Here is a 15680-nt window from a genome sequence, read left to right as displayed (position 1 = left end):
ATTAAGCTTGACTAGAGACTACAAATTTTGAATAATCTCACATCTAAAACCGCTTAATTCTTTGGTGGCCGCCGTCTCTGGAGAAAATCAGGGATATCCAAGCCAGATTTTTCTTTAAATTCGGGAATAGGTGCAGGGGAATTAACTGGTGGTGTTTGTGGCGCTGGTCGTTTTGGAGCAGTAGATACTACCCGTGCATTAGCAGCGTTTTGTTGAGGCGCTGCTTGTATTTCCCCAGTAAATCCAGTAGCAATGACGGTAATTCTTACCTCTCCTTGCAACCTGTCATCAATCACTGCCCCAAAAATAATATTAGCGTTGGGATCAACTACTTCATATATTGTTTCTGCGGCGGCATTTACTTCATGTAGGGTGAGGTCGCTGCCACCAGTAATATTAAAAACAACACCTCTAGCACCTTCAATAGAACATTCTAGTAGTGGTGACGAAATAGCGGCGATCGCAGCTTCTCTAGCTCTTGATTTTCCTGAACTTACACCAATACCCATCAGCGCTGATCCCGCATCTGCCATTACAGCCCGCACATCAGCAAAGTCTACGTTCACTAAACCGGGGATGGTGATAATATCCGAAATTCCTTGTACCCCTTGACGTAATACATCATCTGCATAACGAAAAGCTTCTTGGACTGGTGTTTGCTCTGGGATCACCTCCAGCAGTTTATTGTTAGGAATAATAATTAAAGTATCAACTCTACTTTTTAGTCCTTCAATGCCTTGTTCTGCCTGAGTAGTCCGACGACGACCTTCAAAAACAAAAGGACGTGTTACCACTCCCACCGTGAGAGCGCCCATTTCTTTGGCTATTTCTGCGACAATCGGAGCTGCACCTGTACCCGTGCCACCTCCCATCCCAGCTGTGATAAATACTAAATCAGCTCCTTCTAATGCAGTGGCAATTTCATCTCGTGATTCCTCAGCTGCTTTTTGACCAATGGCAGGATTACCACCTGCACCTAAACCTCGTGTGAGTTTCTGTCCGATTTGTAAAGGACTAGGAGAGCCTGCCAGAGTCAGAGCTTGGGCATCAGTGTTAATTGACCAAAATTCTACACCAGAGACATCAGACTCAATCATGCGGTTAACCGCATTACCACCACCACCACCAACACCAATTACCTTGATGTTGGCAACGCGTCCTGGGACAATCTCGCCAATGCGACTATTTTCCACAGAAATTTTCTTACTATCGTTATTTTGTGCAAAATTCAGCCCAGAGTGATTAAAGGGGTTGCTTGAGTTAACTGCCAGTGAGAAACCTGGCTGTCCCAACGATTGGGAGTTTCTATAGGTAAGCTCTTGGTTATTATCAAGTGTCATTGGATTCAGAAAGGTAGATAAACGACTTTTTAAGGGTTATGCATTTAGGAGTCAACTATAAGTTTGACAGTGCTAGACATTTTGGCACTGTTCTTTATTGTTATCACTACTGCCAACCTTAACAAGATTGTAAGTGTGAAAGTCTGCTATGAGACAAGCCATCAATACAAGCGATGGACTTCGCCTGATCTGAGGTTTTGGAGCAGCTTCCCAAAGTGATAGCGTTTCGCTCACCACAGGTAAACGCACAGCTAATTCTAGAGAAGTATACATACATTTACTTAAAATTGATCTGTATAACTTCCACAATTTATTGATAATTTCTCCATATTGTAGTTTTTGCCTAGTATACCTTTGGGATACAGAATACCCAGATAATAATTCTGTTAAAAATTCTGATTGGTTGTAAATCTGACTACTAATAGTGTTTGTATTGTGAGCAAGAGCTTTTAACACTGATGACATTTTGTATATTTTGCTATGTTTTTATATAAAAAATACTGACAATATGACGTATTTACTCTGGAATAAGTAGCTCTAAGGGCTAACTCTATGCAATTAAACATACACTTTATAAAAATACAAGTAATAACATAACGCAAAATTTTCAGTAGATAACTTTATGTGTAAAGAGAAGCTAAAGCCAATCTTCACTGCCTTAATAATATAGTTGATAGGTTTCCAAATTGGTGATAATTGCAACTCTGTCAACAAAATTAGTCTTCTATGTACTATTTATCCTCATATTCACAGCTAAGGAAGAAAGGAAGACCCTACTGATCGGTTAATTTATTACTTTTTGTGACTAAATAGCAACACTATCTAAGCCTATCAAGCTTTTCAGTCATAAGATTAACAAATTTAAATATCTACCAAGGACTAAAACCTCACTACTCAAAACTAACTACAGGGTGATAGCAAGTGTCAAAGAATTAACTTTGTACGTAAGTTATAAGGCATAAAAAGGAGCTTTTCAGAAGCACTCTACAAGAATATAAAGCAAACAATAATATTTATTTATAAAATAAAATTAATTAATACTACGAGGAATTGGTGACACATTGTTATGGAGTTTGAGTTTTAGACTCATCTTTTTTTTGGTTCATATGTACTAAGGGAGATTCAGGGTTTTTTAAATCAATGTAGTTTATCTCCGAAGGATTCAATTTTTTATTTAAGTGACGTAATTGGGCTAATAAATTAATTTGATCAGGTAAATGGGTGCTTGTACCACCAAGATAGACTTTTCCTAATTCGGTTTTCAGAATTAAGTTATTTGGGTCTTGGTAATCAATTTCCGTAATTTTTACAGAACTCTGGTTGAGATATGGATAAAGTTTGCTCCAGTAGGGAGCGTATTGTTCTGGTAATCCGATTACTGTGAGGTTAGGAAGTTTGAGTTGAGGATTCACTAGTTGATATTTTTCCAGAGGTATCCAAACTCCATTGGCATCTATTAAACCTGTGTTTATTTTTTTGTTGCCAGTATCATCAGATTGTGAATTAGTCTTTTGAGCTATTGCCACAGGTATTCTTTCTTCGATTTCGATAATTAGCCCTGGCGGGAAAAGACGACGACTGACGCTTGCTTGGGCAATAGTTGGTTGTTTCTTCAAGGAATCAGCGATCGCACCAGGTTGAATCCGCCATAAAGATTGAGGATAAGATAAAATTAGCAGAGACTGCATCGCTTCTTTGGACAGTAATTGATTGCCTGATTTCATTACTACCTGCTCAGAAGTTTTTAGCACCCATATTGGTTGGAGTGCCAGCCACAGCGAACCACCAGCTAGTCCACTAATAGCCAAAGTCTGCCAAATAGCCTGAATAATCTTCATCTGACGCTGCCGACGTAATTTTTTACGGCGTTGGGCTAATTCCTTTTGGCTAACTGATACTATACCCGGCATCAATACCTCTTTTCGGTTCAGTTTAAATTCCTTAACTACGCTTGTGTGATTGGTTAATTTCAGCAGGTTAGCTGGAATTAACAAATTAGTAACACTTTACCGCAATCACATCAGAATCATGGCACAACTTCCATGTATCTTGCCAGCAAAACTGCGACAAAAAACAACACCATACTCTAGTGGGAAGTATCCTATCTTTATGATTTTGCTGTAAGTACACTGCAAAAAAAGTAACAGCATTTGTGGTTATTTTAAATAAAATTCCGCATTATTACTTATACAAAAATACTAATATTGAGAGAAAATTAGTATATAAAAATACAAAAAAAAGAAGCATCTACATTTAGAATGAGAAATACAATCAATTTGTCACGCTTCTACAAAGCATGTAACCCTAGCTACACTTTAAACATGGGTGTGATGCTTGACCGCCAGTACTATATCGATTTTGCTAATGTCCGTGGTTGCAAAATTGTAGAAGAATTGCAACGTACTATTAGTCGTATTTCTCCCGATGAACCCACTTGTCAGCTATTTACTGGTCATATTGGTTGTGGAAAATCAACAGAATTGCAACGCCTTAAGGCAGAGTTAGAAGCAGCAGAATTTCATGTAGTTTATTTTGAGTCTAGTCAAGACCTAGACATGGCAGATATTGACGTTAGTGATATTTTGTTGAGTGTAGCTCGTCAAGTCTGTGTAAGTCTAGAAGCCATTGGTATCAAACTGAAACCTGGTTACTTTACCAACTTGTTTAAAGAAATAGGAGATTTTTTACAAGCTCCCATAGAACTTTCTGGTGAAGCAGAGTTTTCCTTAGGAATTGCAAAAATTACAGCGAAAACTAAAGACAGTACTCAGTTACGTAATCAACTTAGGCAGTATTTAGAACCTCGCACTAATAGTATCTTACAAGCAATTAATGAAGAAATTTTAGAGAAAGCGGTCGAACAACTCAAGCGGCGAGGTCAAAAAGGACTAGTAGTAATTGTAGATAATTTAGATCGAGTAGATATGCGTCCCGTAGCTTCTGGGAGGACACAACCAGAATATCTATTTATTGACCGAGGTGAGCAGCTACGTAGGCTCAAATGTCATGTAGTTTATACAATTCCACTAGCATTAATTTTTTCTAGTGAATACGAAACTCTCAAAAATCGCTTGGGTGGAGGTATTGCGCCTAAGGTATTACCAATGGTGCTAGTGCGACAGAGGGATGGTAGTGACTACGAACCTGGAATGTCACTCCTGCGTCAGTTAGTACTAGCAAGAGCTTTTCCAGAAGTAACCAGTCAAGAAAGACAACAATTCATTACAGAGTTATTTGAGCAAACAGAAACATTAGATCGTTTATGTCGCGTCAGTGGTGGTCACATTCGTAATTTATTAGGTTTACTATACAGTTGCCTCCAACGACAAGATCCACCTTTTTCCAGAGATTGTTTGGAAGCTGTAATTAAAGATTACCGTGATGATTTACTCTTGGCTATTGATGATTGCCAATGGGAATTGTTGTTTGAAGTTGTACAACAACAAAGTGTTAAGGGCGAATCTGATTACCAAAGCTTACTCAGAAGTATGTATTTATTTGAATACCGCGATCCTGTGGGTCGTTGGTTTGGTATTAGTCCAGCTTTAGCGGAGACAGAAAAGGTTCTTGCTTGGCGACAACTTAAATAGTCACAATTCACAATAAAGAATAGAACGATTTAATATCAAAAACTAATAATTCAATCTTTATTTAGATTGAATTATGTTTTGTTAACATTCTAAGTACAAAATTCAAAAAGGTTTTATCAGCCTTTTTAAATTTTGCCATGTAAATTTTTAGCATTTCAATTGTAAAGAATAATTATGAATCAGTGTGAAATCACAACAGCGATCGCCAACAATAATGAGCATTCACTGCAAAGATTAATTCGAGCGATCAAGCTATCTAAAGGCGAATTTTCACTTATTTTAGTTCGTTGTAATTACCAGCAATTACGCGAACGAATGCGAGATAATATTCGGAATTTCAGTAAGGATATTAATGTTCGAGAGCTATATATTCAACCCTCAATTACTGCTTTACACACTACAATTACATCACAATTATTTCTAGACAATCCAACTGTTACTACAGATTGTTTACCATCCGCCGTAATGGTTTTTGGTTTAGATTCAGTTATTTCACTTGAAGATTTATTAACTGGAATTAATCAGTCAAGAGATATTTATGCAGCTAGTTTTCCTTTTCCTCTAATATTGTGGTTACAAGATGAAGTCGTATCATTGCTCTCTCGGTTGGCTCCTGACTTTAAAAGTTGGGCTGCAACCACGATTAAATTTGAGATGCCTCAAGAAGATTTAATCAATTTAATAAGACAGCAAACAGAATCTCTATTTACTAAAATTCTAGAAGTAGGTGCAGCGAAATTTATTTCTAATGATGCCCTTGATTTAGCCCCAAAGTCACAACGTCGCCACGAAATTGAGTCAGCCCGTAATGATTTACAACGTTCGTATAATATCCAATTAGAACCAGGATTAGAAGCTAGTTTAGAGTTTGTTCTAGGAAGAGATAAATATGCTAATGATCAAATTAATAGTGCCTTATCTCATTATCAAAAAAGCCTAGCTCTATGGCAGCAAGAAGAGAAAAAAGAAAGCCAAGATAGCAAATCTCTAGAACTGAATTATCATCAACGACTGTGGCAAGCAATTATATTATTTCACTTAGGGTTATGTTATCGCCGAATGGCAGATTTACATCAGAGTGCTAACAAAATTTATTGGCGACACGCCCTATTATGGTTTCAGCAATGTTTGGATGTATTGGAAGATAAGAAAAGACAAGATTTAGTAGCTAAATTTATTTTGCCAGCCTGTGAAATGTTGCACCGCTTGCAAATTTGGGAAGATTTAAGAAAATTAGCGCAAAAGTCTTTATATCTACATAAAACTTACGGAAATCCAGATCAAGTAGCTCAAGACTATGGCTTTCTAGCATCCATAGCAGGTGCAAATTCTGATTGGATACTAGCTCATGAATTAGCTAATACTGCTTTAGAAATTGCCGAGCAAGCAACAGAATCGCGGCAGCATGAAAGTTGGTATCTTTTGTTATTAGCACGTTCACAGAGGCATTTAGGAGAATGGGAAGAAGCTATCAGTAACTTAGAATGGGCAAGAGTAGTTTGTGAGTTACAGTATGAGCCTTCTTTATATTTAGAAATTTTAGAGGAATTGCGATCGCTTTATTTTATCGAGCGACATGAATACTTAGAAGCATTTAAACTTAAGCAAGAAAAAATCCAAATTGAACATCAGTATGGACTGCGTGCTTTCATTGGTGCAAGCCAGTTACAGCCACAACGTTACAAAATCAACTCAGTCGTAGAACCGCAAAATATCCCATTTATTCCTGAAGAAATTGCCCAAGAGATAGCTGCATCCGGGAGACAGAAAGATGTGAATCGCTTAATTGAGAGAATTACCCGTGCAGACTATAAACTCACAGTAGTTCATGGCCCATCAGGAGTTGGTAAAAGTTCACTACTCAAAGCTGGTTTATTACCAGCTGTAAAGAACAAAGTCATTGGTGAGAGAATACCTTTACCTATTATTTTATCAGCTTATACTGATTGGATAACAACTCTGGGACGCAGTTTTTACAATTCAATAACACCGTTAAATATATCAAGTTCCTTAGAGTTCACCCCCTCTATTTTACTGGAAAAACTCCGTTCTGCTACTACACGCAATCACTCAATAATTATTATCTTTGACCAATTTGAAGAGTTCTTTTTTGTTAGCAATTTTCAGCAAAGGCTAGAATTTTATCAGTTTTTTAGCGAATGTTTAAATATTCCCTATATAAAAATTATTATTTCTATTCGAGAAGACTATCTACATTATTTATTAGATTTTGAACGGTGGGATAAAAATCAGCCAGATACTTGTCATGATTTAGATGTAATAAATAAGAATATTTTAGATAAAGATATTCGCTACTTTTTAGGAAAGTTTTCCATTGAGGATGCAGTAGCTGTTATCCACTATTTTACTCAAACTTCTCAATATGAAGCCAAGGATGATTTAATTAACGAATTAGTACATAATTTGGCAGGAGACACTGGAGAAATTAATCCCATTGAATTGCAAATAGTAGGCGCACAGCTACAAGCAGAAAATATAACAACTCTAGAGAAATACAAACTGTGTGGTGGGACAAAAAAACTTATAGAACGCTGGTTAGAAGAAGTTATTCAAGATTGTGGTCAAGAGAATGAAGATTTTAGCTGGAAATTATTATATGAGTTAACCGATGAAAAAGGTACACGCCCGCTAAAAACTAAAGCCGATTTGGCAGTTGCTTTAGAAAAAAATATTGATGCTAAGTCTGAATTTGATTCGTGTTGGGAGTTGATTTTAGAAATTTTAATTGGTTCAGGTTTAATATTGTGCTGGCGAGAAGAATTAGGCGATCGCTACCAGCTAGTTCATGATTATTTAGTAGAACCAATTCGGCAGAAAAATGATTATGGCATCATTGCTGAACTAGAGAAAATCAAATCGGAAAAAAACAAAGCAGAAGTAGCCCAAAAATTATCGCAAGAGCATCTCAATTTGGTTTTGCGGCGCAGATTGCGGGAAGCACGGGCAGCAGGTGTTCTGTTGGCAATTATGGGCGGCACGATCGCTTCTTTGTGGTGGCAAGCCGATGTGCAGAAACGAGCAGCAGAACTACAAACAATCCGCGCTGAAACCAGCGAAACCAATTTGCAAATCAGTGCGATCGCCGCATCCAGTGAAGCCCTGTTTTCCTCCAACCAAGAATTTGATGCTTTATTAGAAAGTTTAAGAGCTTGGCAAAAACTCAAACGAGCCAAGGAAGTACAACCAGAAACCCGGATGCGCGTGGTGACAGCCTTACAACAGGCAGTTTATGGAGTTACAGAGTTAAATCGTTTGGAAGGACACAGTGATATTGTCTGGGGTGTGGCTTTTAGCCCTGATGGGCAGTTATTAGCATCAGGTAGTACTGACCGGACAGTAAAACTATGGCGACCTGACGGGACTTTACTCCAAACCCTGGAAGGTCATACTAGTGCTGTCACCAACGTTAGTTTTAGTCCCGATGGTCAGACTCTAGCTTCAGCTAGTCTCGACCAAACAGTGCAGATTTGGCACAAAAACCCAATAACAGGAAAATTTTCCCAAGAAGTAGCCAAACATCCCATCCGACATAAAGATTGGATTTATAGCGTGAATTTTAGTCCTGATGGAGAATTGCTAGCTACTGCCAGCAAAGATAAAACTATTAAAATCTGGCATCGGGACGGTAGCTTAGTCAAAACCCTCAAGGGACATCAAGGTGCTGTGAATTGGGTTAGTTTCAGTCCTGATAGTCAATTTATTGCCTCAGCAGGTGAAGATCAGACTGTAAAAATCTGGCGGCGGGATGGTAGTTTGGTGAAAACTTTATCGGGGCATCAACAGGGTGTGACAGTTGTCACCTTTAGCCCTGACGGTAAGTTACTAGCTTCAGCAGACCGGGACAACATAATTCAAATGTGGCAATGGGACGAGACTAATCAAAACATCCCAGAAGTTCAAGCATATAAAACTTTACGGCAACATACCAGTACAGTCTGGAGTCTTAGTTTCAGTTCTGACAGCAAACAATTAGCTTCTGCAAGTGATGACAATAGTATCAACCTGTGGAGCCAGAGTGGCAACTTAATCAAAACTTTTAAGGGTCATAGCGATGCTGTTGTGAGCGTGGCTTTCAGTCCAGATAATAAAATGCTGGTGTCAGGAAGTTATGACAAGAGTCTCAAACTTTGGAGTTTAGATGCTCCTAGATTACCAGTTCTGCGGGGGCATGAGGATCGAGTTATTAGTGTTGCGTGGAGTCCTGATGGTCAGATATTGGCTTCGGGTAGTCGCGATCGCACTGTGAAGCTATGGCGACGAGAATCAAATAAGGGTAGACTTGATGCTCATCTTTACAAAACATTGGTTGGTCATACAGACACAGTTCACAGTGTGAGTATTGACCCCAAAGGTGAAATTTTAGCCTCTGCCAGTGAAGACAAAACAATCAAACTTTGGCGACTGGATGGAACTCTCCTGAAAACTCTCCCAGGACACAGCGACACTGTCGTCAGTGTTAATTTCAGCCCTGATGGACATTTATTAGCATCAGCTAGTAGGGATAAGACAATTAAACTGTGGAATCGTGATGGAAATCTGCTTAAAACCTTAGTGGGGCATGAAGCACGAGTCAACAGCGTCAGTTTTAGTCCAGATGGAGAAGTTTTAGCTTCTGCTAGTGACGACAAAACCATCAAACTTTGGCGGTCTGATGGGAGTTTAATCAAAACTTTTGATCCCCATAATAGCTGGGTATTAGGTGTCAGCTTTAGCCCCACTGAACAATTGCTAGCTTCTGCGGGTTGGGACAACACAGTGAGGTTATGGCGACGGGATGGAACTTTGTTACAAACCTTATTAAGAGGGTTCAGCGACAGTGTTAATGCCGTAACTTTCAGCCCCAATGGTGAGGTACTAGCTGCTGCGAATTGGGATAAAACAGTCAAATTATGGAGCCGTGAGGGCAAATTGATTAAAACCCTCAACGGCCATCACGCTGCGGTCTTAAGTGTCGGTTTTAGCCCAGATGGGCAAACTTTAGCTTCAGCTAGTGATGACAACACAATTATTTTATGGAACTTACATCTTGATGACTTACTCTCTCGTGGTTGTAGTTGGGTCAATAATTATCTCAAACACAACAATAATGTAGACGAGGGCGATCGCTTACTTTGTGATGATATCGACACTCATATCTAAAAGTCATACATGATATCCGCTATGCACGCTTTTTCTATTCCGCATAGCTGCACTAGTTCTAAGAGCGATCGCCACTTAACAAATCATCAATACTATCATCTTGCTTATTTTCTTCTATCTCTGCCTCTAACAAATTTCTTAAAAAAGCTTGCAATCTCATGCGTTCAATGTATGGCCATCCCCCCTCAGACTCAATGTCTTTCAGTAAAGCGTAGAGTTGCTGGCGATTATTGGGCAAACTCTCTTGAAATGTTCCATCACGAATCTCTCTGTGTAATTGCTCCAACTGGCGCAGCAATTGTAAAAGAGCCGTAGTATTTCCTTGACAACTTTTAGTCGCATCATGTACTACAGTAGTAATTTTTTGTAATTTATCAGCAAATTGTCCTGATTCCGTAATACTTTTGTTGCTCATGCAACCCTCTCTGTTTAAATTAAGTCTACTCAAACTTACCGAATATAGCTGTCTTTCTTGCTCTAATACAAATTTACAGACATTTTCCCAGTACCTAATCCCTAATCTGCCATCCCTAACCTTTAATACTAAAATGGCGCAGTAACGCTTCACACAGCCTCAAAAGAAGCCTGATGGGATCAACGCTAATTACTCAAGACTAGAGTGCTTTGATTTTGAGTTAAAAAAAATCGTATGATCTGGCTGATTTCCCTAATAAAGCAATCGGCTGTATTTAGTGGTAACACATACGTACAGAACGACTTGGGCAACCCTGCCAATACCACAAGCATTGGCAAAGCGTGAAGCAAAACCCAATCTTCGCGCTATTTGGAGTAAGTAGTGATGCCACTTTGGACGAAAATGTACTTATCCATCTGCTCAAACCATTTATATATCGATTTTTGACATTGAGGTTGATCATGAGGTATCGCGCTTTAATTGTTGCATTCTTAGCTGTATGCTTGGGGCTACTCACTGCTTGTAGTGACGCTCCAGCAGCTAGTGGTAAGGATATACTCACTTACGAACAAATTCGAGGCACTGGCTTGGCTAACAAATGTCCCCAACTGACAGAAACAAGCCGTGGTTCAATTCCTTTGGATTCTAGCCAGTCCTACGTCATTAAAGAACTTTGCTTGGAACCAACCAATTTCTTCGTAAAAGAAGAACCTGCTAATAAACGCCAAACCGCAGAATTTGTAGCTGGCAAATTGTTAACTCGATACACTTCGACTATTGATCAGGTATCAGGTGATCTCAAGTTCAATGATGATAACAGCTTGACTTTTGTGGAAAAAGATGGTCTTGACTTCCAAGCCATTACTGTGCAACTACCCGGTGGTGAGCGAGTACCCTTCCTCTTCACCATTAAAAACTTAGTTGCTCAAACACAACCTGGTTTAAGCAGTCTGAATACTTCCACAGACTTTGAAGGTACATTCAAAGTACCTTCCTATCGTGGTGCTGCATTCCTAGATCCTAAAGGTCGCGGTGTTGTTAGCGGCTATGATAATGCGGTTGCTCTTCCAGCTCAAGCCGATGATGAAGAACTCACCCGCACTAACGTTAAGCGCGCTGAAATTCTCAACGGCAAAATTTCTCTACAAATAGCTAAAGTTGATAGCTCTAGTGGTGAAATTGCTGGTACTTTTGAGAGCGAACAGCCCTCAGATACCGATTTAGGCGCGGATGAACCTAAGGAAGTGAAGATTCGGGGGATATTTTACGCTCGTGTTGAACCCAACCGTGCCTAAATTCTCTTGATTACTAAAACTTTCAGGTAAGTGTGTAACATCTTAATACTCTAAGAGTAAATGAAAAAAAGGGCTATAAGCCCTTTTTTTTTGAGTTTGCCTATAAAGCGATCGCGATTCAAAGAGGATGTAGAGGTATAAAGGAAAAGCATGAGCTATTTGTAAAGATATATAAACTTACTGGCTGTTATTTCAGTAGTAATTAGTTCCTTAAGTGTTGCACTTACTACACTTGACTTTTTTTAAAATCATAATCACTATCTTAATTTACATTTTTTGACTTGCAAGTTTTAAAGTTCATATGAATTTACTTTCATCTATTAGTAACTTTACTGAGAATAAAGATGTTAAGACTGCCAAAAATATAGTAGAAATTCAGCCTGAATAATTGTTAATAAAGTTAAGTACAATCCCGGTTTTAATTTTAACTAAAAATTTTATATTTTGTCTGTATGTAGCTTTATTTGAGCTACGTAAAATACCAAAAATCAATAAAAATACAAAGCCTTTGTCGCTCATTTAAATTCTGCTCGATTAACAGATTATTGGCATTTTGATGATAAAAACTGTGATTTACTAAAAATTTCCACAGTGCAAATAATATCAAATTTGCTTTGATCTTAATCTCTCGCAGCATCATTTAAAAGCGATTACTCAAATAATAATTTTCTCCAAAAATATGGTGCTATGCCTACAACAGCTACCAACGAACTGAAGTACGAAATTTGGCAGTTGTTGCGAGAATATCAGCAATCTCGCTCAGAAACTGTTCGGAATCAATTGGTAAAACTTAATTTGGGACTGGTGAGAAAAGAAGCTCACTACTGGATGAATCAATGCCGGGAAAACTATGATGATTTGGTTCAAGTTGGGTGTTTAGGTTTAATTAGAGCTATTGAAAGATTTGAAATTGGCAAAGGTCATGCTTTTAGTTCCTTTGCTATTCCTTATATCCGGGGGGAAATTCAACACTACCTCCGTGATAAAGGTGTGACAGTGAGAATTCCCCGGCGCTACTTAGCGATACAACAACGAGCAATAGGTGTTTCGCGTTCTTTGCGAGAACAATACAATCGCCAACCAACTGACTCGGAATTAGCAACAGCGCTGGAAATTTCCCCGGAGGAATGGCAGGAAATCAAATTAGCATGGATCAATCGCGCTCCTTTGAGTCTAGATGTACCCGTGCAGGATGGTGAAGAAGGAGCTACTAGCCTGGGAGAATTAGTTCCCGATCATCATTACCGCAGTTTTCAGTTGGCGCAAGAAGACCAACTTCGCTTACAACAAGCATTGTTTCAGCTAGAACAACGCACTCGTGAAGTTTTAGAGTGTGTATTTTTGCAAGACTTGACACAAAAACAAGTAGCAGAACACTTGGGGATCAGCGTAGTTACAGTTTCTAGAAGAGTCAAAAAAGGGTTGGACTTGTTAAAAGACCTCATGTGTGTGGCGGATGATTAAAGTTCAACTAAGTCATCAGCAATTATTCTGAACTATTAGTGCCAAAGATAACCCTTAAAATTTCCAAAATTAGGTTATAAAGGAAACGACAACAATACCTGTTTGTATTTCGGGTATCGTTGATTTCCATCAATGCAGTTTCCTGTAGCTATTGAGAACGGCTAATGGGCAGAAAATCAAAAATTTTAATTGCAGCTATTGTCAGCGTAGCGATCGCCGGATGTGCCACAGAGGATACACAACAAGCCGAGAATCCTAACCCCGCCTCAACTGCTGCGCCTGTAGCGAAAGCGCCAGTTAAGGCTGAATCCTTCAATAATCCTGTGGTGTCTCCCGACGTGTCTGTCAAAGTCGCTTCTACGACTCCTAACTTAATTCAATTGACCAATGGTACTGAAAGGGTAAATATAGTTTCTAAAGGAAGAATTGACCCCTTTGCTCAAATTATCGGACAGCCAATTGCTGAAATGTCAGCAAATACACCTGCTAGAACAGTTCCTTCATTACCTCCTCTACCGCCTGGTACTAGACCACAAACGGTAAATCCAAAAAATAACGCAATTTCGACTACAAATAAGACAACACCAGTAGCAAAATCACCATCTAGCCCTAGATTGATGCCGGTTTTACCTAAGGTTTTACCCCAAGTAGTCCCTAATCCCACGTTAGTTTCGGTATTACCACCACCAGCACAACCTGATTTAGCTAGAGCCGTTATGGTAACAGGTGTAGTTATAGTGGGGAAAGAACCCCAAGCCATCATCAAAATACCTGACGAAATTGCCAGTCGTTATGTACAAGCTGGACAGAGACTAGCGAATGGTTTGCTGGTTAAACGAATTGAAATGAATGCAGGTTCCAATCCGATTGTAATTCTGGAACAATATGGTATTGAAGTTGCCAGAATGGTGGGTGAAGCACCTATCGGAGCAACTCCAGGGAACACAAACCCTGCTGGTAGTCCGATTTCTGTGGTAACTCCTACTACTAATCTTCCTGCTGTTGGAGCCTCATAAAGATGGAGACTAAAGAGAAAATCGAATTTGCTGGTTTACCGTTAGCCGTGTATCGAGAGATAGCTGCTCATCTACGTCAAGTTGAAGAGGTAGAAGTGAGCCTGATTCCCCAATCATCCCAACAGTTTGATTACTATCAAAGTCAAATTGATAGCTTGTGTATCTGTTGGACAGCAAATGCTAACTCTGAAAGTCGGCAACGCGTACAGCAAATTTTGACATACTATAAAAATCGTTATGGTGTTCATTAATTTGGCTCTATGAGCCATAATAACTACATCATATTTTTCAGATTGTCTTCCCCCGATAGTCTTCTTTGTCAGTAACTATTGGGGATTTAGTATGTTTTTAAATAAAAATTTAGTTTATTTTTAAGTATTTATATTTCCCGAGAAGCAATTTGTATTACTGGATTATGGCAACTATACAGATTGTGTATAGATTTTGCTAAAATAATCGAGTACTACAGTAAGATTACTTTAATGGCTCAATAATTATTTGTTTTTTATTGGTTGATTTCAACACACCAAACAATATACTAAATACTTAGTAATATTTAATATATCTACACAAATCAAATTAATCAAAACTATATTTCCTCAGGATTCATGCGTTTCTAATATTTTACTTGATAGGCTGCTCTGATTGTGACAATTACACAAATTACCCCTGGAGAACCGCTTAGTTCTACACAAAAAATCGGTTTAAACTTGGTATCTGTTTTTGGTGGCGGACGAGATGTTGTATTGGCAATCGATATGACAGAAAGCGTGGGCTTAAATGATGAGGGTCGTATTCGCTTACGTCAGATAGTTGAAGATAGTCTGAAGCCTGGAGATTCTGTGTATGTTGTTCCTTTTGCTAGGGATGTGGTTTTAGATGCAAAAGGAACATCGACTGTCAATGAATTGGGAGTACCCATAAATTTTAGGAGTAGAAGTAAAGCAGATATTGACAAGGTATTAGAGAAAATACCTTTTGTGTCTGACCCCAATCGCTATGGTACAGATATTCAACGAGCAGAGTTAATTATTTATCAAGGGATTGCTCAAATTAATCAAAATCGCCTGCAAAAGCAGCTACCGATTAAACCACAGTCAGTGGTTTGGATTAGTGATGCACCTTTACTGACCCAGCCAGGAATAACATCACAAATATGGGTAGAAACTCCTGCTGATAGTCCTTTTCGGATAGCAGAGTCGCTAGAAAGCAAACAACGACAGGCTTGGATAACAGCTTTACCTTTAAAAGTGCGATCGCAGTCAATTATCACTAAGGAAAATAAAGCTTATAAGAGGTGATTCGTAAAGAAAATCTAAAGAGCTTTTGAGTAATCTGGACTAGATTTTAATCTAGATCAGGTTGAGTAGTTGTAGAAAATATGAGTAGTCTACCTAAGA

The 15680-nt window shown here is 38.7% G+C and carries 10 protein-coding genes and 1 pseudogene; 7 read left to right on the top strand and 4 right to left on the bottom strand.

Features of this window, described 5'->3' with window-relative positions; genetic code table 11:
* Nucleotides 1-53: 53 nt before the first annotated feature.
* The 3 genes from ftsZ to H6G18_RS02365 form a co-directional block, all read right to left on the bottom strand.
* Entirely contained in the window at nucleotides 54-1340 is a 1287-nt protein-coding gene (ftsZ, locus tag H6G18_RS02375; protein WP_190405483.1) for a cell division protein FtsZ, read from the bottom strand.
* A gap of 72 nt (nucleotides 1341-1412) precedes the next feature.
* Nucleotides 1413-1613, bottom strand: a complete 201-nt coding sequence (locus H6G18_RS02370) for a hypothetical protein (RefSeq protein ID WP_190405482.1) — start codon at nucleotides 1611-1613, stop codon at nucleotides 1413-1415.
* 791 nt (nucleotides 1614-2404) lie between these two features.
* The gene (locus H6G18_RS02365) at nucleotides 2405-3250 is read right to left on the bottom strand and encodes a cell division protein FtsQ/DivIB (RefSeq protein WP_190405481.1); all 846 of its coding nucleotides are present in this window, start codon (nucleotides 3248-3250) and stop codon (nucleotides 2405-2407) included.
* A 348-nt stretch (nucleotides 3251-3598) separates the two neighbouring features.
* Between H6G18_RS02365 and H6G18_RS02360 the strand changes: the two genes are divergently transcribed.
* The gene (locus tag H6G18_RS02360; protein ID WP_190405480.1) at nucleotides 3599-4930 is read left to right on the top strand and encodes a P-loop NTPase fold protein; all 1332 of its coding nucleotides are present in this window, start codon (nucleotides 3599-3601) and stop codon (nucleotides 4928-4930) included.
* Between the two features lie 174 nt (nucleotides 4931-5104).
* Complete coding sequence (locus tag H6G18_RS02355) at nucleotides 5105-10090, top strand: WD40 domain-containing protein (protein ID WP_190405479.1); 4986 nt, start codon at nucleotides 5105-5107, stop codon at nucleotides 10088-10090.
* Between the two features lie 58 nt (nucleotides 10091-10148).
* On the opposite strand, the gene H6G18_RS02350 is transcribed toward H6G18_RS02355, so the two are convergent.
* Nucleotides 10149-10505 carry a hypothetical protein gene (locus tag H6G18_RS02350; protein ID WP_190405478.1) on the bottom strand — a complete coding sequence of 119 codons (357 nt, stop codon included), beginning with the start codon at nucleotides 10503-10505 and terminating at the stop codon, nucleotides 10149-10151.
* A 461-nt stretch (nucleotides 10506-10966) separates the two neighbouring features.
* Here H6G18_RS02350 and psbO point away from each other — a divergent pair, with 461 nt between their 5' ends.
* The 5 genes and pseudogenes from psbO to H6G18_RS02325 form a co-directional block, all read left to right on the top strand.
* A complete protein-coding gene (gene psbO, locus H6G18_RS02345; protein WP_190405477.1) occupies nucleotides 10967-11800 on the top strand; it encodes a photosystem II manganese-stabilizing polypeptide in 834 nt (277 codons plus the stop codon).
* A 687-nt stretch (nucleotides 11801-12487) separates the two neighbouring features.
* Complete coding sequence (locus H6G18_RS02340; RefSeq protein ID WP_190405476.1) at nucleotides 12488-13264, top strand: RNA polymerase sigma factor SigF; 777 nt, start codon at nucleotides 12488-12490, stop codon at nucleotides 13262-13264.
* Nucleotides 13265-13428: 164 nt separating this feature from the next.
* Entirely contained in the window at nucleotides 13429-14280 is an 852-nt protein-coding gene (locus tag H6G18_RS02335; protein WP_190405475.1) for a hypothetical protein, read from the top strand.
* 2 nt (nucleotides 14281-14282) lie between these two features.
* Nucleotides 14283-14531: a hypothetical protein gene (locus tag H6G18_RS02330; protein WP_190405474.1), complete on the top strand. Its 249-nt coding sequence runs from the start codon at nucleotides 14283-14285 to the stop codon at nucleotides 14529-14531.
* 396 nt (nucleotides 14532-14927) lie between these two features.
* Nucleotides 14928-15575 (top strand): annotated as a pseudogene (locus H6G18_RS02325) (VWA domain-containing protein); the annotation flags it as partial.
* Nucleotides 15576-15680: the final 105 nt, after the last annotated feature.

This window comes from Anabaena subtropica FACHB-260, assembly GCF_014697105.1.
In the GTDB taxonomy this organism is placed as follows: Bacteria; Cyanobacteriota; Cyanobacteriia; order Cyanobacteriales; family Nostocaceae; genus Trichormus; species Trichormus subtropicus.
Note: the sequence above shows the minus strand (reverse complement) of the source record. Positions and strands in the feature narration are given on the sequence as shown.

What these genes read in the sequence shown, in the direction of transcription:
- psbO (WP_190405477.1), top strand. Translation starts at nt 10,967, where the DNA reads ATGAGGTATCGCGCTTTAATTGTTGCATTCTTAGCTGTATGCTTGGGG.
- H6G18_RS02335 (WP_190405475.1), top strand. Translation starts at nt 13,429, where the DNA reads ATGGGCAGAAAATCAAAAATTTTAATTGCAGCTATTGTCAGCGTAGCG.
- H6G18_RS02360 (WP_190405480.1), top strand. Translation starts at nt 3,599, where the DNA reads ATGAGAAATACAATCAATTTGTCACGCTTCTACAAAGCATGTAACCCT.
- H6G18_RS02365 (WP_190405481.1), bottom strand. Translation starts at nt 3,250, where the DNA reads ATGCCGGGTATAGTATCAGTTAGCCAAAAGGAATTAGCCCAACGCCGT.
- H6G18_RS02350 (WP_190405478.1), bottom strand. Translation starts at nt 10,505, where the DNA reads ATGAGCAACAAAAGTATTACGGAATCAGGACAATTTGCTGATAAATTA.
- H6G18_RS02340 (WP_190405476.1), top strand. Translation starts at nt 12,488, where the DNA reads ATGCCTACAACAGCTACCAACGAACTGAAGTACGAAATTTGGCAGTTG.
- H6G18_RS02330 (WP_190405474.1), top strand. Translation starts at nt 14,283, where the DNA reads ATGGAGACTAAAGAGAAAATCGAATTTGCTGGTTTACCGTTAGCCGTG.
- ftsZ (WP_190405483.1), bottom strand. Translation starts at nt 1,340, where the DNA reads ATGACACTTGATAATAACCAAGAGCTTACCTATAGAAACTCCCAATCG.
- H6G18_RS02370 (WP_190405482.1), bottom strand. Translation starts at nt 1,613, where the DNA reads ATGTATACTTCTCTAGAATTAGCTGTGCGTTTACCTGTGGTGAGCGAA.
- H6G18_RS02355 (WP_190405479.1), top strand. Translation starts at nt 5,105, where the DNA reads ATGAATCAGTGTGAAATCACAACAGCGATCGCCAACAATAATGAGCAT.